Annotated in this window: 18 protein-coding genes; 14 read left to right on the forward strand and 4 right to left on the reverse strand. The window is 63.6% G+C overall.

From position 1 onward, the window contains the following. Window positions 1-31: 31 nt before the first annotated feature. Window positions 32-2,428, reverse strand: a complete 2,397-nt coding sequence (locus D6Z43_RS15830) for a hybrid sensor histidine kinase/response regulator (protein ID WP_120653101.1) — start codon at window positions 2,426-2,428, stop codon at window positions 32-34. 252 nt (window positions 2,429-2,680) lie between these two features. Here D6Z43_RS15830 and D6Z43_RS15835 point away from each other — a divergent pair, with 252 nt between their 5' ends. The 5 genes from D6Z43_RS15835 (at window position 2,681) to D6Z43_RS15855 (ending at window position 6,713) form a co-directional block, all read left to right on the forward strand. Continuing rightward, entirely contained in the window at window positions 2,681-3,478 is a 798-nt protein-coding gene (locus tag D6Z43_RS15835) for a hydroxymethylpyrimidine/phosphomethylpyrimidine kinase (protein ID WP_120653102.1), read from the forward strand. After that, window positions 3,475-4,104 carry a thiamine phosphate synthase gene (gene thiE, locus D6Z43_RS15840; protein WP_120653103.1) on the forward strand — a complete coding sequence of 210 codons (630 nt, stop codon included), beginning with the start codon at window positions 3,475-3,477 and terminating at the stop codon, window positions 4,102-4,104. The genes D6Z43_RS15835 and thiE overlap by 4 nt, the downstream gene beginning before the upstream one ends. Window positions 4,105-4,134: 30 nt before the next feature. Continuing rightward, the gene (gene hemL, locus D6Z43_RS15845; RefSeq protein ID WP_120653104.1) at window positions 4,135-5,424 is read left to right on the forward strand and encodes a glutamate-1-semialdehyde 2,1-aminomutase; all 1,290 of its coding nucleotides are present in this window, start codon (window positions 4,135-4,137) and stop codon (window positions 5,422-5,424) included. Beyond that, complete coding sequence (locus tag D6Z43_RS15850; protein WP_120653105.1) at window positions 5,424-6,071, forward strand: hypothetical protein; 648 nt, start codon at window positions 5,424-5,426, stop codon at window positions 6,069-6,071. Before hemL ends, D6Z43_RS15850 begins: the two co-directional genes overlap by 1 nt. A 93-nt stretch (window positions 6,072-6,164) precedes the next feature. Continuing rightward, window positions 6,165-6,713: a tetratricopeptide repeat protein gene (locus tag D6Z43_RS15855; RefSeq protein ID WP_120653106.1), complete on the forward strand. Its 549-nt coding sequence runs from the start codon at window positions 6,165-6,167 to the stop codon at window positions 6,711-6,713. A gap of 35 nt (window positions 6,714-6,748) precedes the next feature. Here the strand turns inward: D6Z43_RS15855 and D6Z43_RS15860 are convergent, their stop codons facing one another. Further along, window positions 6,749-7,072, reverse strand: coding sequence for a DUF1820 family protein (locus D6Z43_RS15860; RefSeq protein ID WP_120653107.1), 324 nt, complete (start codon window positions 7,070-7,072; stop codon window positions 6,749-6,751). Between the two features lie 136 nt (window positions 7,073-7,208). Here D6Z43_RS15860 and miaB point away from each other — a divergent pair, with 136 nt between their 5' ends. From miaB to lnt, 5 genes are all read left to right on the forward strand, one after another. Next, on the forward strand, window positions 7,209-8,549 hold the full coding sequence (gene miaB, locus D6Z43_RS15865; RefSeq protein WP_120655283.1) for a tRNA (N6-isopentenyl adenosine(37)-C2)-methylthiotransferase MiaB: 1,341 nt from the start codon (window positions 7,209-7,211) through the stop codon (window positions 8,547-8,549). A 91-nt stretch (window positions 8,550-8,640) separates the two neighbouring features. Beyond that, complete coding sequence (locus D6Z43_RS15870) at window positions 8,641-9,660, forward strand: PhoH family protein (RefSeq protein ID WP_120653108.1); 1,020 nt, start codon at window positions 8,641-8,643, stop codon at window positions 9,658-9,660. Then, on the forward strand, window positions 9,653-10,117 hold the full coding sequence (ybeY, locus tag D6Z43_RS15875) for an rRNA maturation RNase YbeY (RefSeq protein ID WP_120653109.1): 465 nt from the start codon (window positions 9,653-9,655) through the stop codon (window positions 10,115-10,117). The genes D6Z43_RS15870 and ybeY overlap by 8 nt, the downstream gene beginning before the upstream one ends. Before the next feature lie 21 nt (window positions 10,118-10,138). Then, window positions 10,139-10,978 carry an HlyC/CorC family transporter gene (locus D6Z43_RS15880; protein ID WP_120653110.1) on the forward strand — a complete coding sequence of 280 codons (840 nt, stop codon included), beginning with the start codon at window positions 10,139-10,141 and terminating at the stop codon, window positions 10,976-10,978. Window positions 10,979-11,092: 114 nt separating this feature from the next. Next, on the forward strand, window positions 11,093-12,613 hold the full coding sequence (gene lnt / locus D6Z43_RS15885; protein WP_120653111.1) for an apolipoprotein N-acyltransferase: 1,521 nt from the start codon (window positions 11,093-11,095) through the stop codon (window positions 12,611-12,613). Window positions 12,614-12,686: 73 nt separating this feature from the next. On the opposite strand, the gene D6Z43_RS15890 is transcribed toward lnt, so the two are convergent. Both D6Z43_RS15890 and D6Z43_RS15895 read right to left on the reverse strand, forming a co-directional pair. Further along, a complete protein-coding gene (locus tag D6Z43_RS15890) occupies window positions 12,687-13,448 on the reverse strand; it encodes a YdcF family protein (protein ID WP_120653112.1) in 762 nt (253 codons plus the stop codon). A 24-nt stretch (window positions 13,449-13,472) separates the two neighbouring features. Next, window positions 13,473-13,910, reverse strand: a complete 438-nt coding sequence (locus D6Z43_RS15895; protein ID WP_120653113.1) for a hypothetical protein — start codon at window positions 13,908-13,910, stop codon at window positions 13,473-13,475. Between the two features lie 255 nt (window positions 13,911-14,165). Between D6Z43_RS15895 and leuS the strand changes: the two genes are divergently transcribed. The 4 genes from leuS (at window position 14,166) to arfA (ending at window position 18,763) form a co-directional block, all read left to right on the forward strand. Continuing rightward, window positions 14,166-16,787 (forward strand): leucine--tRNA ligase, encoded by a 2,622-nt coding sequence (gene leuS, locus D6Z43_RS15900; RefSeq protein WP_120653114.1) that lies wholly within the window; start codon window positions 14,166-14,168, stop codon window positions 16,785-16,787. A 60-nt stretch (window positions 16,788-16,847) separates the two neighbouring features. Further along, on the forward strand, window positions 16,848-17,456 hold the full coding sequence (gene lptE / locus D6Z43_RS15905) for an LPS assembly lipoprotein LptE (protein WP_120653115.1): 609 nt from the start codon (window positions 16,848-16,850) through the stop codon (window positions 17,454-17,456). 39 nt (window positions 17,457-17,495) lie between these two features. Continuing rightward, window positions 17,496-18,533, forward strand: coding sequence for a DNA polymerase III subunit delta (gene holA / locus D6Z43_RS15910; RefSeq protein ID WP_120653116.1), 1,038 nt, complete (start codon window positions 17,496-17,498; stop codon window positions 18,531-18,533). A gap of 71 nt (window positions 18,534-18,604) precedes the next feature. After that, the gene (gene arfA / locus D6Z43_RS15915; RefSeq protein WP_120653117.1) at window positions 18,605-18,763 is read left to right on the forward strand and encodes an alternative ribosome rescue factor ArfA; all 159 of its coding nucleotides are present in this window, start codon (window positions 18,605-18,607) and stop codon (window positions 18,761-18,763) included. Window positions 18,764-18,785: the final 22 nt, after the last annotated feature.

An 18,785-nucleotide genomic window follows, 5' to 3' on the forward strand; every position in this document is an offset into this window, starting at 1 on the left:
TTGGTGACATAAATGCCGTGCTCTTGCCGAGTCAACCGAGCGACTTTGCAGTCTCGACCGGCTTGCATAGCAGCCAGTCGTGGAGCAGAGAGCGCAGTTCCTCGAACTTGACCGGTTTGGCCATGTAGTCGCTCATCCCGGCGGCCAGGCAGCGCTCGCGGTCGCCACTGTGACTGTGCGCGGTAATCGCCAGCACTGGCAGGTCGGTGCACCCCGGCATGGCGCGCAGGGCCCGGCAGGTGGCGAAGCCATCCATCACCGGCATCTGGCAGTCCAACAGCACGGCATCGACGGATTCACGGCGAATCTGTTCCAGCGCTTCGGCGCCGTTGTCCGCGGTGAGCACACGATAGCCAAGCTTGAGCAGCATGCCGCGGGTCACCAACTGGTTGATGGCGTTGTCCTCCACCACCAGTACGGTGCACTGCTCCGGCCTGCGCAGCGGCTGGCCGCCAGGGCGTCGCGCAGGCAGGACCTGGCTCTGAGCCGGCAATGAAAGGTTCAGTTCCAGGCTGAAGGTGCTGCCGCGTCCGGGTTGAGACTGATGAGAAAGCTTGCCGCCGAGGAGCGTCACCAGTTGCTGGCTCAGGGCGAGGCCGATTCCGAGTCCGCCGTACTCACGGGTCAAGGAGCCATCGAGTTGGTAGAAACGCCGGTAGATCAGGCCATCCGGCGGGGTGGAAAAACCGATGCCGGTATCCATGACGTCGATGTGCAATGCCAGATCGCCGTCGGCCGACTCATGACCGCTGACTCGCAAACCAACGCTACCGCGGCTGGTGAACTTGATGGCGTTGTCCAACAGATAGCCCAGGGCCTGGCCAAGCTTGCCGGCGTCGCCTTCGAGGGTATCCGGGAGCCGGTGATCGAGATCCAGCTCGAAGACCAGCCCTTTTTCCACCGCGCGCAGGCCGTACTGCACCCGCAGGCTGTCCATCAGCCCGCGCAGGCTGAACGGTTCGCGTCGCGGGTAGAGCTTGCCGGCCTGCAGTTCGGTCATGGCGAGGATGTCGTTGACCAAGCGCATCATGTCCCGCGCCGAGCCGGAAGCGGTGCGTTGATACTGCTCGAGTTCTTCGTGCAACGGCAGCGTCTGCATCAGCTCCAGGGAGCCGATGACGCCATTCATCGGCGTGCGCAGCTCATGGGTGACCGTGGCGAGGAACTCATCCTTCAATCGGTTGCTGTTGGCCAGTTCCTGGTTCAGCGCCTCCAGCTTGCGGCCGGCGTCCTGGAGGATGCGCGTGCGTTCTTCTTTCATGGCATTGATACGGTCGGCCAGGGCGAGGGACAGCAGCCCCACTTCCAGCGCCGAACCAATTTGGCTGGCGTACATGGTGAAGAAGGCGTTGGGCAGATAACCCAGCACCATGAGGGTGTTGATGGCGCCGCCGAGGAGGAACGCACTCCAGGCGATGATGAAATAGCGCGCTACGCGCATACCGCGCAGCCAGGCCAGCACGCCGGCAGAGAAGATCACCACGGTGAAGATCAGCGCCAGGGATGTGGCCAGACGCAGGGCCAGGCCGTAGCTGGCGGTCAGCGCCAGGACCATCGCAAGTCCGCCCAGGGCCATCAGCGCGAGCAGCGCCCGGTCGACCCAGGGACTGTGGTCAGCCGTGTGCAGGAAGCTGCGCGCGAACTGGCAGCCGAACAGCGCCGCCGAACCAATCAGGAAGGGGGTCGCCGCATTGGCCCACCAGGGATTGTCCGGCCAGAAGTACTGGATGCCCGCACCATTGACGGATATCTGGTAGAGCCCGAACGAGCCTATATAAAGGATGTAATAGAGGTAGCTGGTGTCGCGAACGCTGAGATAGATGAACAGGTTGTAGAAGAGCATCACCAGCAGCACGCCGTAGATGATGCCGAGCACATAGATACGTTCCGGCTGCTCTTCGACGAAGGCCTGGGGCGACCAGAGCGTCAACGGTGCCTGGATAGAGCCTTCGCTCTGCAGGCGCATGTAAATGCGTCTGGGTTGGTCAGGTTTCAGGGGAATGCTGAAGACGTAGTTGTTCTGCCTGATCTGCCGGCTATCGAACGGCAGCGCGTCACCGGTGCGCTGGGCGAGACGGTAGCCGCCCTGGTCGTCCGGAAGGTAGAGGTCCAGGTGGTCCAGCGGCGGATAGGCCAGCTCCAGCAACCAGTTCTGTTGGTCACGCCCCGCATGCGGTCGGTAGTCCAGGTCGATACGCAACCAGAAGACCGAGTGTGAATACCCGGCATTGAGCACAGGCTTCTCATGGCGGCGGAAGCTGCTGTCCAGAGCGGGGGACGTGATGTCGTCAATCTTGGCATCGCCACGAACGTCTTCGAACACGTCCATGTGCTGGCCCAGCGGGAGACTGCGCAACTGCTCGTCGAATTGCACGGCATTGGCCAGGCCGGCGAACAGGCAAAGGCAGAGGAAAAAGAGGATACGCATGCAGCCCCGCAATGGCCTACTGACCGCGTCCGGGAGCCCCACCTCCTTATCCGACGCGCCACCCTGGGCCAGGTTGTTCGAAAAGTGCACTCTAGCACAGCGCAAGGCGGCTGAAAGCTGCACATTGCCATCACAGTCAGACAGCTCTATCTCGGTACTTTCAGCTGCACCAACAAAGCCATACGCGCACTCCCTGAGGCATAGCGCCGCCGGTGCGGCCCGGCGAAGTGTTTAGTGGTAAGCTCGCCGACCATGAAAACGACCAACTCTCGCCCCGTAGTCCTCTGCCTTTCCGGCCACGACCCAAGTGGTGGCGCCGGCCTTCAGGCGGATATCGAAGCCCTGATCGCACAGGGCTGTCACGCCGCCCCGGCGGTGACAGCCCTGACCGTGCAGGATACCGTCAACGTTTCCGACTTCCGCGTCCTCGACCGCGAATGGGTGCTGGCCCAGGCCAATGCCGTGATCGCCGACCTGCCGGTGGCTGCCGTCAAGCTGGGCATGCTCGGCTCGGTGCAGATGGTCGAGACGGTCCTGGAGATCATGCAGTCCCTGCCGGGCATACCGCTGGTCTGCGACCCGGTACTGCGTGCCGGCGGTGGCGGCGCCCTGGGCAAGGACGAAGTGGGTTACGCGATCCGCGAGCGCCTGCTCCCGATAGCAGCCATCGCCACTCCGAACCTGCCGGAAGCGCGCATCCTCGCCGAGCTGCCCGAAGGCACCCCGGACGAGTGCGCCGAGAAACTCCTGCCTTTCTGCCGCAACCTGCTGATCACAGGCGGCCACGGCGACGAGACCGAAGTGCACAACCGCCTCTACACCCAGGACGGCCGGTGCCTTACCTATACCTGCCAGCGCTTGCCCGGCAGCTACCACGGTTCGGGCTGCACCTTGGCGAGCGCCCTGTCCGGTCGCCTTGCCCTGGGCGAGGAACTGTCCAGCGCGGTACGCAGCGCCCTCGACTACACTTGGCGCACCTTGCGCGACGCAGAACAACCCGGCCACGGCCAGTACGTGCCACGCCGCCTGCCGCTGGACTTCTGCCAATGAAACTGCGCGGCCTCTATGCCATCACCGACAGCCAGCTGCTGGCCGGCGGCAAGTTGCTGCCCTACGTCGAAGCGGCCCTGAAGGGCGGCGCCAAGCTGCTTCAATACCGCGACAAGTCCAGCGACGAGACTCGACGCCTGCGCGAAGCCGAAGCCCTTGGCGAGTTGTGCACCCGCTACGGCGCCCAACTGATCATCAACGATGACGCCGAACTGGCCGCACGCCTGGGTGTCGGCCTGCACCTTGGCCAGGGCGACGGCTCCCTGGCCGCAGCCCGCGCGCTGCTGGGTCGTCAGGCCATCATCGGCGGCACGTGCCACGCCAGTCTCGACCTGGCAGCAACCGCAGTGAGAGAAGGCGCCAGCTATATCGCCTTCGGCCGCTTCTACAATTCCCAGACCAAGCCGGGCGCACCCGCCGCCACCCTGGACCTGCTGGACCAGGCGCGGCAGCGCTTCCAGGCTCCGATCGTCGCCATTGGCGGCGTGACCCTGGAAAATGCCCCCGAGCTGATCACCCGCGGCGCCAGCATGGTTGCGGTGATCCACGCGCTGTTCGGTGCCGATTCCGCCACCGAGGTGGAACGCCGAGCACGTGCCTTCAGCGCCCTGTTCGACGCCGCCTGACCCCGAATTCGCTTGAAAGAGAGACCTGCCATGTCCCGTTCCGAAACCCTGTTCGCCAACGCCCAGAAACACATCCCCGGCGGCGTCAACTCGCCGGTCCGCGCCTTCAAGAGCGTCGGCGGTACGCCGCTGTTCTTCAAGCACGCGGAAGGCGCCTACGTGACGGACGAGGATGACAAGCGCTACGTGGACTACGTCGGTTCCTGGGGCCCGATGATCCTTGGCCACAGCCACCCGGACGTGCTGGGTGCGGTACGCAAGCAACTGGAGCACGGCCTGTCCTACGGCGCGCCGACTGCGCTGGAAGTGGAAATGGCCGACCTCGTCTGCTCCCTCGTGCCGTCCATGGAGATGGTGCGCATGGTCAGCTCCGGCACTGAAGCCACAATGAGCGCCATTCGCCTGGCCCGTGGCTTCACCGGCCGCGACAGCATCATCAAGTTCGAAGGCTGCTACCACGGCCACTCCGACTCCCTGTTGGTGAAAGCCGGTTCCGGCGCCCTGACCCTGGGCGTACCGAGTTCCCCCGGCGTGCCCGCGGCATTCGCCCAGCACACCCTGACCCTGCCGTTCAACGACATCGACGCCGTTGAGAAGACCCTCGCCGACGTGGGCAACGAAGTCGCCTGCATCATCGTCGAGCCGGTTGCCGGCAACATGAACTGCGTACCGCCGGCGCCGGGCTTCCTCGAAGGCCTGCGCAGCCTGTGCGACAAGCACAGCGTGGTGCTGATCTTCGACGAAGTGATGACCGGCTTCCGCGTCGCCCTCGGCGGCGCCCAGGCCCACTACGGCATCACTCCGGACCTGTCCACCTTCGGCAAGATCATCGGTGGCGGCATGCCGGTCGGCTGCTTTGGCGGCAAGCGCGAGATCATGTCTCACATCGCCCCGCTGGGCCCGGTCTACCAGGCCGGCACGCTGTCCGGAAACCCACTGGCCATGGCCGCCGGCCTGACCACCCTGAAGCTGATCAGCCGCCCCGGCTTCCACGCTGAGCTGACCGACTACACCACCCGCATGCTCGACGGTCTGCAGCAGCGCGCCGATGCTGCCGGCATTCCCTTCGTCACCACCCAGGCAGGCGGCATGTTCGGCCTCTACTTCAGTGGCGCTGACGATATCGTCACCTTCCAGGACGTGATGACCAGCGATGCCGAGCGCTTCAAGCGCTTCTTCCACCTGATGCTGGATGGCGGCGTCTACCTGGCACCGAGCGCCTTTGAAGCGGGCTTCACCTCCATTGCCCACGGTGACAAGGAACTGGCCATTACCCTGGACGCCGCTGAGCGCGCCTTCGCCAAACTGAAACAGGCCTGATGCAATACAGCACCGCCCTTTCCGACGGCGTACTCGCCTTCGCTTGCCTGTCCAGCGTCATTGCGCTGAGCCAGCTGGGCAAGGGGTTCGCCGAGACGGAGCGGCCGGCTTGGTTCTGCGCCCTGCTCGGGTTGCTGATCCCGGCCGCAGCAGCCCTATGCGGGGTGGTGCGCTTCTCCGTCGATCCGTCCTGGCGCGAGGCTCACAGCCTGCTCAGCCAGGCTGGGACCTTCCTCGCCTTACCGCTGGTCGCACTGGCGATCTTCGCCTTGTCCCGCAGCGCGACCTGGAGCCGGGCCTTCTGGGGGCGCCTGGTGATCGGTCTGTGCGTGGTGTTCGAACTGGCCCGGAGAGCTGGGTTGCTTGCCGAGTATCGTCTGCTGCTCAGTTTCGCGGCTTTCGCCCTGATCCTTCTAGCGGGCCTTGGCAGGCTGCCGCAGCGGGCCTCGCCAGCGCTGGCAGCGCTCGCCATCGTCGGTTTGTTCCTGGTAGCCGGATTGCTGGTGGGGACCGAAGGCTTCATGGGTTCTTTACGCCGGGTCGACCTGTTCCACGCCCTGCTCACGCCCGCCTATCCGCTGATGACGTGGTTGCTCCTGCAGTTTCGCGACACAGTGCCAAGCGCAAACAAAGTAAAGGCTTTGTAAGATCGCCCTCGCTTATTTCATAATGTGACCGTTGGCGCGTTTCTCGCCGGCCGGGCATGATGCCCGCACTGCTTCCGAGGCACTGTGATCCCCATGAACCGCACCGGCCGCACCCTGATCTTGGGCTGCCTGTTGCTTTTCCAACCACTGCTGGCCAATGCCGGCGGTAACTCCCTGCTGATCCCAGCCACCGGGCGCTGCAATCTGAACAGCCTGCCGGAAAACCTTTCGGAAGCCATTTCCGCCTGCCAGCAGGCCGCCAAGGGCGGCGACGCCGAAGCGCAGTACGAGCTCGGCGAGTTCTATTACGACGGCAAACGCACCCCGCGCGACCTCGCCCAGTCCCTGCAGTGGTTCGAACAGGCTTCCCTCAAGGGGCACGCACAAGCCCAACTGCGTCTGGGCAACATGTTCTTCCGGGGAGAAGGGGTACCGGCCAACAATGTGCAGGCCTACATCGTGCTCAAGATGGCAGCGGTGAACGGTTCGGACGAAGCCATGGACAGTGCCGACCTGGTGGCCGCGCAGATGCGTACTGACGAGCTGGAAATCGCGACGCAGGTGCTGGGACAGATCTTCCGCAACTACCTGCTGGAACTACAGGCCGCTGACGGCGGCTCGCCCTTCTCGCCTCTTCCCTGAGCCCGGAGCTGAGGCAGCAATCAGGACTATCCGCCCTACTTCTCCGGCATTGGCATGGGGAATGGCATCACGTTGCCACCCCCTTTCGCCTCGCTGATCTTCGGCGTGCCAAGGCGCTCCACTTCGTCGATTCGGATGATCGAGTGCATCGGCAGGAAACTGCGGACCACGCCTTCGAACTGGGCCTTGAGCTTCTCCTCGCTGGGATCGACCACCACCTGGGTGCGCTCGCCGAAGACGAACTCCTCCACTTCCAGGAATCCCCATAGATCGCTCTGGTAGATCTGCTTGGCGTACATCTCGTACACCTGGCCCTGGTTCAGGAAGATCACCTTGTAGATGGGGGCGGGCTTGCTCATGAGAAGTCGGCGGGTCGTCGCGGGGGAATTTCGGGGGCGCAGATCATAGCATAGCCGCCAAGCAGCCGGCGCTAGGAACACAAGGGGCATGGCGATTATAATGCTCGGTTCTTCGAACCACCTGATTCAAAAGCGCATGGCCAAGAAGCTCTACATCGAAACCCACGGCTGCCAGATGAACGAGTACGACAGTTCGCGCATGGTCGATCTGCTCGGCGAACATCAGGCGCTGGAAGTCACCGAACACGCCGAAGAAGCCGACGTGATTCTGCTCAACACCTGCTCGATCCGCGAGAAGGCGCAGGAGAAGGTGTTCTCGAAACTTGGCCAGTGGCGTGAGTTGAAGCGGCAGAACCCGGAGCTGGTCATCGGCGTGGGTGGCTGCGTAGCCAGCCAGGAAGGTGCCGCCATCCGTGAGCGCGCACCCTATGTGGACGTCGTGTTTGGCCCGCAAACGTTGCACCGATTGCCGGAAATGATCGACGCCGCACGCGTCACCCGCAAACCCCAGGTGGACATCAGCTTCCCGGAAATCGAGAAGTTCGACCGACTGCCCGAACCCCGCGTCGATGGCCCCAGTGCGTTCGTCTCGATCATGGAAGGCTGCAGCAAGTACTGCACTTTCTGTGTGGTGCCCTACACCCGCGGCGAGGAAGTCAGCCGTCCGTTTGACGACGTACTGGCCGAAGTCATCCACCTGGCAGAGAACGGCGTGCGTGAAATAACCCTGCTGGGCCAGAACGTCAACGGCTACCGCGGTCTGACTCATGATGGCCGCATCGCCGACTTCGCCGAGCTGATCCGTGTGGTGGCCGCCGTCGATGGTATCGAGCGCATTCGCTACACCACTTCGCACCCGCTGGAGTTCTCCGACGCGCTGATCCAGGCCCACGCAGAAGTGCCGGAACTGGTGAAGTTTGTCCACTTGCCAGTGCAGGCGGGCTCCGATCGCATCCTCGCGGCCATGAAGCGCAATCACACCACACTGGAATACAAGTCACGCATCCGCAAGCTGAAGGCGGCGGTGCCGGACATCTGCATCAGCTCGGACTTCATCGTTGGTTTCCCCGGCGAGACCGACAAGGATTTCGAGGCCACCATGAAGCTGGTGGAAGAAGTCGGCTTCGACTTCTCCTTCTCCTTCATCTACAGCTCGCGCCCCGGCACCCCCGCAGCCGATCTGCTAGACGACACACCGGAAGACGTGAAGAAACAGCGCCTGCAGATCCTGCAGACGCGCATTCACCAGCAGGGCTACGAAATCAGCCGACGAATGGTCGGCAACGTCCAGCGCATCCTCGTCAGCGACTTCTCCAAGAAGGACCCGGGCATGCTCCAGGGCCGCACGGAGAACAATCGCATCGTCAACTTCCGCAGCGCCAACCCGCGCCTGATCGGCCAGTTCGTCGATGTCCACATCGACGATGCCCTGCCCCATTCCCTGCGCGGCAGCCTGCTCGAAGAAAGCCCGCACTGATAGACCGTGGGGCCCGTGCTTTTCCAGCCGGGCCCTCGGGGTTATTCTGCATGTCATCCCACTCCTACCGCCCAAGGGCGAACACACGACATTGAACGCCTCCCTGGATCTGCACCGCTTCACCCTGGAACCTTTTGAAGCCCGCCGCTTCGCCAATCTGTGCGGCCAATTCGACGAGCACCTGCGCTTGATCGAACAACGCATGGACATCGAAATCCGCAATCGCGGTAACCAGTTCGAACTGGTCGGCGACCCTCAACGCACCCGCGCTACGGAAAATCTCCTGCGCCGCCTCTATCGCGAAACCGAGGCCATCGAGCTGTCGCCCGACATGGTGCACCTCTTCCTGCGCGAAACCGGCATGGAAGAGGCGGCCAATCCCAAGACCGAGGCTGTGAGCCTGCGCACCCGCAAGGGCAACATTCGTCCACGCGGCGCCAACCAGCAGCGCTACGTGAAGTCGATCCTCGATCACGACATCAACTTCGGCATCGGACCGGCCGGTACCGGCAAGACCTACCTGGCCGTGGCCTGCGCCGTGGACGCCCTGGAGCGCGAGCAAATCCGCCGTATCCTGCTGGTGCGTCCGGCGGTCGAGGCTGGCGAGAAGCTCGGCTTCCTCCCCGGCGACCTTTCCCAGAAGATCGACCCTTATCTGCGCCCACTCTACGACGCCCTTTACGAGATGCTCGGCTTCGACCACGTGGCCAAGCTGATCGAGAAGCAGGTGATCGAGGTCGCACCGTTGGCCTACATGCGCGGTCGCACCCTTAACAACAGCTTCATCATTCTCGACGAGAGTCAGAACACTACCCTCGAGCAGATGAAGATGTTCCTGACCCGTATTGGTTTCGGCTCCACCGCTGTCATCACTGGTGACATCACCCAGATCGACCTGCCGCGCGGCACGAAGTCCGGCCTGACCCATGTGATCGATGTGCTGCGTGACGTGCCGGGAATCAGCTTCACCCACTTCAAGTCCCAGGACGTGGTGCGCCATCCGCTGGTCCAGCGCATCGTGGAAGCCTATGACCGCTTCGACAGCCGTCAGCAGCCTGCCAAGACCAAACCAGCCGACAACGATCCGGGCGCTATAGACGACAATGCTTGAACTCGACCTGCAACTCGCAAGCGAGGCCCAGGGCCTGCCGAGCGAGGTGGATTTCCGTCGCTGGTGCGAACTGGCCCTGCGCCAACGCAGCGCCGATTCCGAACTGACCATCCGACTGGTGGACGAGCCCGAGGGGCGCGAACTCAATCGCACCTGGCGCCACAAGGACTACGCTACCAACGTACTCTCCTTCCCTGCGGACGTGCCGGACGAGTTGCTGGATATCCCGCTGCTCGGCGACCTGGTCATCTGCGCGCCAGTGGTGGCCCGGGAAGCCTCCGAACAGGGCAAGGCCCTGGAGGCTCACTGGGCGCACCTGGTGATCCACGGCTGCCTGCACCTGCTCGGCTACGATCACATCGAGGATGAGGAAGCCGAGGAAATGGAAGCACTGGAACGGGAATTGCTGGCTGAACTTGGCCACCCCGACCCTTACCGCGATGACGAAGACCAATAAGAAGCACCGAGCAAAGGACATATGAGCGAAGATCGATCGAGCAACGGGCACAGGTCCTGGCTGGAAAAGCTGACCCAGGCCTTTGCCCATGAACCCAAAAGCCGCCAGGAACTCCTCGAGCTGCTGCGCGAGGCCCACCAGAACAAGCTGCTCGACAGCGAAGCGCTGTCGATCGTCGAAGGGGCCATCCAGGTCGCCGACCTGCAAGTACGCGACATCATGGTGCCGCGCTCGCAAATGATCAGCATCAAGGCCAACCAGACGCCGAAGGAGTTCCTCCCGGCGATCATCGACGCCGCCCACTCCCGCTACCCGGTCATCGGCGAAAGCCTCGATGACGTCATGGGCATTCTCCTGGCCAAGGACCTGCTACCGCTGATCCTCCTGGACAACGGCCAGCCGTTCAACATCAAGGATCTGCTGCGCCCGGCCACCTTCGTGCCCGAATCCAAGCGCCTCAACGTGCTGCTGCGCGAATTCCGCGCCAATCACAACCACATGGCGGTGGTCATCGACGAGTACGGTGGCGTGGCGGGCTTGGTGACGATCGAGGACGTGCTGGAGCAGATCGTCGGCGACATCGAGGACGAGCACGATGTCGAGGAAGACAGCTATATCAAGCCACTGCCCAGCGGCGACTTCATCGTCAAGGCCCTGACCCCGGTGGATGCCTTCAACGAGTTCTTCGAAACCGACTTCTCCGAGGACGAGTTCGATACCGTTGGCGGCCTGGTCATGGGCGCCTTCGGCCACTTGCCCAAGCGCAACGAAACCACCGAGATCGGTGAGTTCCGCTTCCGCGTGCTCAACGCCGACAGCCGCCGCATCCATCTGCTGCGCCTCTCTCCGCTGTCCCATTGATTCGCGCACGCCCCTCCACAGCGGAGGGGCGCCCGTGGATAATCGCGCCCCGAGCCGGCAACAAAAGGCTCGCTCTGGATTTCTTCCAGCTCCCCATCCGCCCAAGGACCGAGCATGAACTGGATCACCCGCCCCGGCTGGCCGGGCAACCTGCTGGCCCTGGCCGCTGGCGCCCTTACGCCCCTGGCTTTCGCCCCCTTCGATATCTGGCCCCTTGAACTGTTGTCGCTCGCCCTCTTCTACCTGGGTTTGCGCGACCTGGCGCCCAAGGCCGCGTTCTGGCGCGGCTGGTGGTACGGCCTCGGCCTGTTCCTGAGCGGCACCAGTTGGATCTACGTCAGCATTCACGACTACGGTGCGGCCTCTGTACCCCTGGCTGCGTTCCTCACCGTCGGCTTCAGTGCCGGCGTAGCGCTGTTCTTCGCCCTGCCCGCGGCAATCTGGGCGCGCTGGCTGCGCCGCAGCGAGGCCGCCCTCGCCGATACCCTGGCCTTCGCCGCGCTCTGGCTGGTCCAGGAAGCGTTTCGTGGCTGGTTCCTCACCGGCTTCCCGTGGCTCTATGCCGGCTACAGCCAACTGGACGGCCCGCTGTCGGGGCTGGCACCGATCGGCGGCGTCTGGCTGGTGTCCTTCGCCCTGGCATTGACCGCTGCCCTGCTGGTGAACCTGGCTCGCCTGCGCAGCCGTCCGGCGTTCCTGGGCACCGGCATCGCCCTGCTGCTCGCTCCATGGGTAATCGGCCTGGCACTCAAGGGCCACGCCTGGACCCAGCCCGCCGGCGCGCCGCTGAAGGTCGCGGCCATGCAGGGCAACATCGAACAGAACCTGAAGTGGGACCCGGAGCAGCTCAACGCCCAGCTGGCGCTTTATCGCGACATGACCTTCAGCTCGCAGAAGGCCGACCTGATCATCTGGCCGGAAACCGCAGTACCGGTGCTCAAGGAGTTCGTCGACGGTTATCTCGGCGTGATGAACCGTTTCGCCAATGATCGGCAATCCGCGCTCATCACCGGCGTCCCGATCCGCCAGAACAATGATCGCGGCGAGAAACGCTACTACAACGGCATCACCGTGGTCGGCCAAGGTGAAGGTACCTACCTCAAGCAGAAGCTGGTGCCCTTCGGCGAGTACGTGCCACTGCAGGACGTGCTGCGCGGACTGATCGCCTTCTTTGACCTGCCGATGTCCGACTTCGCCCGCGGCGACTCCGATCAGGGCCCGCTGATGGCCAAGGGATACCGCATCGCACCTTACATCTGCTACGAAGTGGTCTATCCCGAGTTCGCCGCCGGCCTGGCCGCGCAGAGCGACATCCTGCTGACCGTCAGCAACGACACCTGGTTCGGCACCTCCATCGGCCCGCTGCAGCATCTGCAGATGGCGCAGATGCGCGCCCTGGAAGCAGGACGCTGGATGATCCGTGCGACGAACAACGGCGTGACCGTGCTGATCGACCCCTTCGGCCAGATCACTGAAGGCATCCCGCAGTTCCAGCAAGGCGTTCTCTACGGGGAAGTCCTGCCCATGCACGGCCTGACTCCCTACCTGCAGTGGCGCGCCTGGCCGCTGGTGATTCTCTGCGGCCTGCTCTTCGCCTGGGCGCTGATGGCCAGTCGGATCGCCAAGACGGTGTAACCCCCATGTAGGAGCGAGCTTGCTCGCGATCGTTCGCGAGCAAGCTCGCTCCTACAGGAAAACGGTCCGGCGATTAGTTGTAGGCCAACGGGTAGGCCAGCAACCCCACGGCCTCGTTGAGCAGCATCCCGCTCTGCCAGACCGCCTTGCTTTCCGGTAGCCAACCGCCCAACGGACGGCCATTGGGTACCCCCAGATAGCCTACAGGCGCCGCCACCACCTCGAAGCCGGCGCGTTCGAAACACCAGCGCGCCCGCGGCATATGCGCAGCCTGGGTAACCAATAGCACTCGGCTGATCCCGTCGGCCCGGAGCAGCTTCGCGCTGTGGGTGGCGTTTTCCCAGGTGGTACGGCTCTCCCCTTCCTGCCAGCGCACTTCCAGCCCGAAGTCGCGCCGCAAGGTTTCGGCCATGATCCATGCCTCGCTTGGAGGCTCTCCATAGTGCAGGCCGCCACTGGTCAACAGCGGCAAGCCACTTGCGCGAGCCAGGCGAGCGGCGTAGCGCAATCTTTCCAGGGCCATCGGGGCCGGCTGGTCCGCCCCCCAGGCAGGATCATCACGCTCGCGCCCGCCCCCCAGCACGACGATCGCGTCCACTTTCCCGGACAATTGCGCCCAATCGGATTCGGCCAGTGGCGCTTCGCGCTCGAGCACCTTGGCCGACCACTCGACCATGATCGGCAGACTCATCAGCCAAAGCCCGCCAAAGCCCGTGACGAAGCAGGCCAGTGACAGACGCGGCATTCGCCGTCGCAACCACCAGGCAAACAGAAGCAATAGGAGAAGGCCGCCAGGGGGCAGCAGGAATTGCTTGATGATGTAACGAATCGGCATGGGCACCTCCAGGGTGCCCGGAGACTAGCGGGGATTGGATGTCCGGAAAAGCTGCGAACCGCAGGACATGCAAGCCTGCACACCCTGGCCGCGTTGCCAGATGGCGGGCGTACCGCACATCGCGCAGCAAAGCTGCTGGCGGCGCTTGAACATGGGTTTGGGTTTGAGGGCGAAGCTCTTGGGCGGCCCATTCTCGCCACGCGGCGATCGACCGGGTAGTTGCTCGATGGCCGCCAGCTCCTCGGCAGCCGCGTGCCAGCCTCGCAGCCAGCGCATATCCCGATCCAGGTAAGCGCGGATGAGCTCCATTTCGGCAGGTGTCAGTCCCTTTAGCTCAAGCTCAAGCGGTTCCTCGTCGCGCAGACGAACCGCCGTATCTGCTTCATCCAGCGCCAGGGCCAGCCGGTGCAACAACCGCTCGTAGGGCCCGTTCCCTGCTTCCGTCCGCCGCAACTCACCCATCCCAACACCTCGAAACACGTAAACACTTGCCTTGCTTATGAAAAGCTTAGCGTTCGGTTCCTTGCTGCAAGGTGCCCGCGACAAACGGCGCCGGCATTGGCGACGGACGTCCACCCGTGCATTCAGGGTTTCCCTCGGTCGGCGGGGGTCATGTATGCTACGGCGCTTGAATTTCCTTTTCCTCCAGGGTCCGGCACCGCGGCCACGGCCAGCGCAACCGGCCCCAGGGAACTCCATCCTCCAGCGCCAGTAGCCATGCACGAACAGTATCAGCCCCGCGAAATCGAAGCCGCCGCGCAAGCCCACTGGGACGCGCATAAATCCTTTGAAGTGAGTGAGCAGCCCGGCAAGGACACCTTCTATTGCCTGTCGATGTTCCCCTACCCGAGCGGCAAGCTACACATGGGGCACGTGCGCAACTACACCATTGGTGACGTGATCGCCCGCTACCAGCGCATGCTGGGCAAGAACGTGCTGCAGCCCATGGGCTGGGACGCCTTCGGTATGCCGGCGGAAAACGCCGCGATGAAGAACAACGTCGCGCCGGCAAAGTGGACCTACGAGAACATCGACTACATGAAGACCCAGCTGAAGAGCCTGGGCCTCGCCATCGACTGGTCCCGTGAAGTCACCACCTGCAAGCCTGACTACTATCGCTGGGAACAATGGCTGTTCACCAAGCTGTTCGAAAAAGGCGTGATCTACCGCAAGAACGGTACCGTCAACTGGGACCCGGCAGACCAGACGGTCCTCGCCAACGAGCAGGTCATCGACGGTCGCGGCTGGCGCTCCGGTGCGCTGGTAGAGAAGCGCGAGATCCCGATGTACTACTTCAAGATCACCGCGTACGCGGATGAACTCTTGAGCAGCCTCGACGACCTGGATGGCTGGCCCGAGCAGGTCAAGACCATGCAGCGCAACTGGATCGGCAAGTCCCGCGGCATGGAAGTCAGCTTCCCCTACGACCAGGCCAGCATTGGCCAGGCCGGCGCAATGAAAGTCTTCACCACCCGTCCGGATACCCTGCTGGGCGCCACCTACGTGGCCGTTGCAGCCGAGCACCCGCTGGCGACCCTCGCCGTGCAGAAGCTGCCGGCCGCCCAGGCCGCTGAACTGCAAGCCTTCATCGATGAGTGCAAGCGCGGCGGCGTTGCCGAAGCCGACATCGCCACCCAGGAGAAGAAGGGCCTGCCCACGCCCCTGTTCGTCGAGCATCCGCTGACTGGCGAGAAGCTCCCGGTCTGGGTTGCCAACTACGTCCTGATGAACTACGGCGAAGGCGCCGTGATGGCCGTACCGGCCCACGATGAGCGCGATTTCGCCTTCGCGCACAAGTACAACCTGCCGATCAAATCGGTAGTTCGCACATCTTCCGGCGACGAAAACCCGGCCCCGTGGCAAGACGCCTATGGCGAGCATGGCCAACTGATCAACTCCGGCGAGTTCGACGGCCTGGACTACCAAGGCGCCTTCGACGCCATCGAAGTTGCCCTGCAGAAGAAAGGCCTGGGCCAGGCCCGCACCCAGTTCCGCCTGCGCGACTGGGGCATCAGCCGTCAGCGCTACTGGGGCTGCCCGATCCCGATCATCCATTGCCCGAGCTGTGGCGACGTTCCAGTGCCGGAAGACCAACTGCCGGTCGTCCTTCCCGAAGACGTGGTACCGGACGGCGCTGGCAGCCCGCTGGCGAAGATGCCCGAGTTCTACGCGTGCAGCTGCCCCAAATGCGGCACTGCGGCCAAGCGCGAAACGGACACCATGGACACCTTCGTGGAAAGCTCCTGGTACTTCGCCCGCTATGCCTCCCCGAACTACGACAAAGGCATGGTCGACCCGGCCGCAGCCAACCACTGGCTGCCGGTGGACCAGTACATCGGCGGCATCGAACACGCCATCCTGCACCTGCTCTACGCACGCTTCTTCCACAAGCTGATGCGTGACCAAGGCCTGGTCAGCTCCGACGAGCCGTTCAAGAACCTGCTCACCCAGGGCATGGTCGTCGCAGAAACCTACTATCGCGTTGCAGCCAATGGCGGCAAGGACTGGTTTAACCCGGCTGATGTCGAAGTCGAGCGCGACGCCAAGGCCAAGATCATCGGCGCCCGCTTGAAAACCGACGGCCTGCCGGTGGAAATCGGCGGCACCGAGAAGATGTCCAAGTCGAAGAACAACGGCGTGGACCCGCAGGCAATGATCGATGCTTACGGCGCCGACACCTGCCGCCTGTTCATGATGTTCGCCTCGCCGCCGGACATGAGCCTGGAATGGTCCGACTCCGGCGTCGAAGGCGCCAGCCGCTTCCTGCGTCGCGTCTGGCGACTGGCCCAGTCCCACGTCGCTGCCGGCCTGCCGTCCGCGCTGGATCGCAGCGTCCTGAACGATGAGCAGAAAGGCGTGCATCGCGCCATCCACCTGGCCATCAAGCAGGCCAGCCAGGATATTGGCCAGCACCACAAATTCAACACCGCCATCGCCGCCGTGATGACCCTGATGAACGTCCTGGAAAAGGCTCCCCAGGCCAGCGCCGAAGACCGCGCCCTGCTGCAGGAGGGCCTGGAAACCATCGCCCTGCTGCTGGCGCCCATCACTCCGCATATCAGCCACGAGCTCTGGCGCGAACTGGGCCACACCGGTGCAGTCATCGACGCCGCCTGGCCAACCGTGGACGAAGCCGCCCTGGTGCAGGACAGCCTGCAACTGGTGGTACAGGTCAACGGCAAGCTGCGCGGCCATATCGAAGTGCCGGCAGACGCCAGCCGCGAAGCGGTTGAAGCCGCCGCGCGCGCCAACGAGAACGTGCTGCGCTTCACCGACGGCCTCACCATCCGCAAGGTCATCGTGGTGCCTGGCAAACTGGTCAATATCGTCGCCAACTGATCGAAGCCGGCGCCCTCCTCCGGGAGTGGTGCCGGACTGCTCGCAAGGGGAAAGCAAGAAATGAAGAAACGGAATCTGCTGGTCCTGGGCCTTACCGTGCTGCTGAGTGCGTGCGGTTTTCAACTGCGCGGCACAGGCGACGCCAAGTTCGCCCTGGACGAACTGGACGTAACCGCTCGCAACCAATACGGCCAGACCATCAAGGAAATGCGTGAGGCGCTGGAAAACAACGGCGTGAACGTCCACGCCGGTGCTCCCTACACTCTGGTGCTGGCCCGCGAAGACGAGACCCAGCGCACCGCCACCTACACCTCTGGCGCGCGCAGTGCAGAGTACGAACTGACCAAGACCCTGCAGTACGAAATTCGCGGCAACAACGACCTGCTGCTGATGAACGACAAGCTGACCGTACAAAAGTACTACGTATTCGACAGCAACAACCTGATCGGCTCCGACCAGGAAGCCGCCCAGCTGCGTGTGGAAATGCGCCAGGAAATGATTCAGCAGATGCTCATGCGCCTGCAGTTGATCACCCCGGCTCAACTCGACCAGCTGCAGCAGACTGCAGAAGCCAAGGCCCAGGCCGAAGCGGAAGCAATGGAAGCCGCACGCCAGGCCGAGAAGGCCCGGCAACCGCAGCAATCTCCGCTGCAACTGCCCATCCAGTGAGTAAATGGGGCCGCATAGCGGCCCCAGTCATTTGCGCCTATGAAACTCAATCCCGCACAACTGGGCAAACACCTGCAGGGCCAACTGGCGCCTGTTTACGTCGTCAGCGGCGATGAGCCGCTGCTCTGCCAGGAGGCCTGCGACGCGATCCGCGCCAGCGTCCGTGCGCAGGATTTCAGCGAGCGCCAGGTGTTCAACGCCGAGGCGAACTTTGACTGGGGCCTGCTGCTCGAAGCCGGCGCCAGCCTGTCGCTGTTCGCCGAGAAACGCCTGCTGGAATTGCGCCTTCCCTCAGGCAAGCCGGGAGACAAGGGCGCTTCTGCGCTTCTGGAATACCTCTCCCGCCCGCCGGAAGACACCGTGCTGCTGCTCAGTCTGCCCAAACTCGACGGCAGCACTCAGAAGACCAAATGGGCCAAGGCCCTGATCGACGGCCCCGACGCCCAGTTCATCCAGATCTGGCCTATCGAGGCCCACAACCTGCCGCAGTGGATACGCCAACGCCTATCCCAGGCCGGTCTGGCCGCCAACCAGGAAGCGGTCGACCTGATCGCCGCACGGGTAGAGGGCAACCTGTTGGCCGCCGCCCAGGAGATCGAAAAACTCAAACTGTTGGCCGACGGTGGCCAGGTGGATGCCGCCACGGTCCAGGCCGCGGTAGCTGACAGCGCCCGTTTCGATGTTTTTGGCCTGATCGACGCAGCCCTCAACGGCGAGCCCGCCCACACCCTACGTTCGCTGGAAGGCCTGCGCGGCGAAGGCGTAGAGCCTCCGGTGATACTCTGGGCGCTCGCGCGGGAACTGCGCCTGCTGGGTGGACTGGCCCAGCAATACAGCCAGGGCGTGCCGCTGGAGAAAGCCTTTGCCGCTGCCCGGCCGCCGGTCTGGGATAAGCGCCGCCCATTGGTCACCCGCGCCCTGCAACGTCACCCGGCATCACGCTGGAACCAGTTGCTGCAGGATGCCCAACGCATCGACGCGCAGATCAAGGGGCAGGCTCCGGGCGATCCCTGGAACGGTCTCGCTCGACTTGCTCTGCTGCTGGCCGGCCAACGCCTGCCGCTGGCGGCCGAATAGCTGGACATTTTCTGACCAGCAGCCGATGATGCGCGCGCCCGCACTGATGCGTGCCCCATCGAGGATCGGCCATGGCCAAGAAACGCAAGCCAGGCGCACCTGACCGCGCCAAATCCCTGGTAGCCCAGCCACTCTTCCGCTGCCGCCAGGAAAAGCCCATGAAAGGCAAAGGAAGTTACCGCCGCGAAGCCTCCCAGGATTGGGAGGCTTCGTCGCTTATAGCGGTCTGAAAAGGCTCGGACATGTTAAGGT

Source organism: Pseudomonas sp. DY-1 (genome assembly GCF_003626975.1).
In the GTDB taxonomy this organism is placed as follows: domain Bacteria; phylum Pseudomonadota; class Gammaproteobacteria; order Pseudomonadales; family Pseudomonadaceae; genus Metapseudomonas.

What these genes read in the sequence shown, in the direction of transcription:
- D6Z43_RS15895 (WP_120653113.1), bottom strand. Translation starts at nt 13,910, where the DNA reads ATGGGTGAGTTGCGGCGGACGGAAGCAGGGAACGGGCCCTACGAGCGG.
- hemL (WP_120653104.1), top strand. Translation starts at nt 4,135, where the DNA reads ATGTCCCGTTCCGAAACCCTGTTCGCCAACGCCCAGAAACACATCCCC.
- miaB (WP_120655283.1), top strand. Translation starts at nt 7,209, where the DNA reads ATGGCCAAGAAGCTCTACATCGAAACCCACGGCTGCCAGATGAACGAG.
- D6Z43_RS15830 (WP_120653101.1), bottom strand. Translation starts at nt 2,428, where the DNA reads ATGCGTATCCTCTTTTTCCTCTGCCTTTGCCTGTTCGCCGGCCTGGCC.
- ybeY (WP_120653109.1), top strand. Translation starts at nt 9,653, where the DNA reads ATGCTTGAACTCGACCTGCAACTCGCAAGCGAGGCCCAGGGCCTGCCG.
- holA (WP_120653116.1), top strand. Translation starts at nt 17,496, where the DNA reads ATGAAACTCAATCCCGCACAACTGGGCAAACACCTGCAGGGCCAACTG.
- leuS (WP_120653114.1), top strand. Translation starts at nt 14,166, where the DNA reads ATGCACGAACAGTATCAGCCCCGCGAAATCGAAGCCGCCGCGCAAGCC.
- D6Z43_RS15880 (WP_120653110.1), top strand. Translation starts at nt 10,139, where the DNA reads ATGAGCGAAGATCGATCGAGCAACGGGCACAGGTCCTGGCTGGAAAAG.
- D6Z43_RS15855 (WP_120653106.1), top strand. Translation starts at nt 6,165, where the DNA reads ATGAACCGCACCGGCCGCACCCTGATCTTGGGCTGCCTGTTGCTTTTC.
- arfA (WP_120653117.1), top strand. Translation starts at nt 18,605, where the DNA reads ATGGCCAAGAAACGCAAGCCAGGCGCACCTGACCGCGCCAAATCCCTG.
- lptE (WP_120653115.1), top strand. Translation starts at nt 16,848, where the DNA reads ATGAAGAAACGGAATCTGCTGGTCCTGGGCCTTACCGTGCTGCTGAGT.
- D6Z43_RS15890 (WP_120653112.1), bottom strand. Translation starts at nt 13,448, where the DNA reads ATGCCGATTCGTTACATCATCAAGCAATTCCTGCTGCCCCCTGGCGGC.
- D6Z43_RS15850 (WP_120653105.1), top strand. Translation starts at nt 5,424, where the DNA reads ATGCAATACAGCACCGCCCTTTCCGACGGCGTACTCGCCTTCGCTTGC.
- D6Z43_RS15835 (WP_120653102.1), top strand. Translation starts at nt 2,681, where the DNA reads ATGAAAACGACCAACTCTCGCCCCGTAGTCCTCTGCCTTTCCGGCCAC.
- lnt (WP_120653111.1), top strand. Translation starts at nt 11,093, where the DNA reads ATGAACTGGATCACCCGCCCCGGCTGGCCGGGCAACCTGCTGGCCCTG.
- thiE (WP_120653103.1), top strand. Translation starts at nt 3,475, where the DNA reads ATGAAACTGCGCGGCCTCTATGCCATCACCGACAGCCAGCTGCTGGCC.
- D6Z43_RS15860 (WP_120653107.1), bottom strand. Translation starts at nt 7,072, where the DNA reads ATGAGCAAGCCCGCCCCCATCTACAAGGTGATCTTCCTGAACCAGGGC.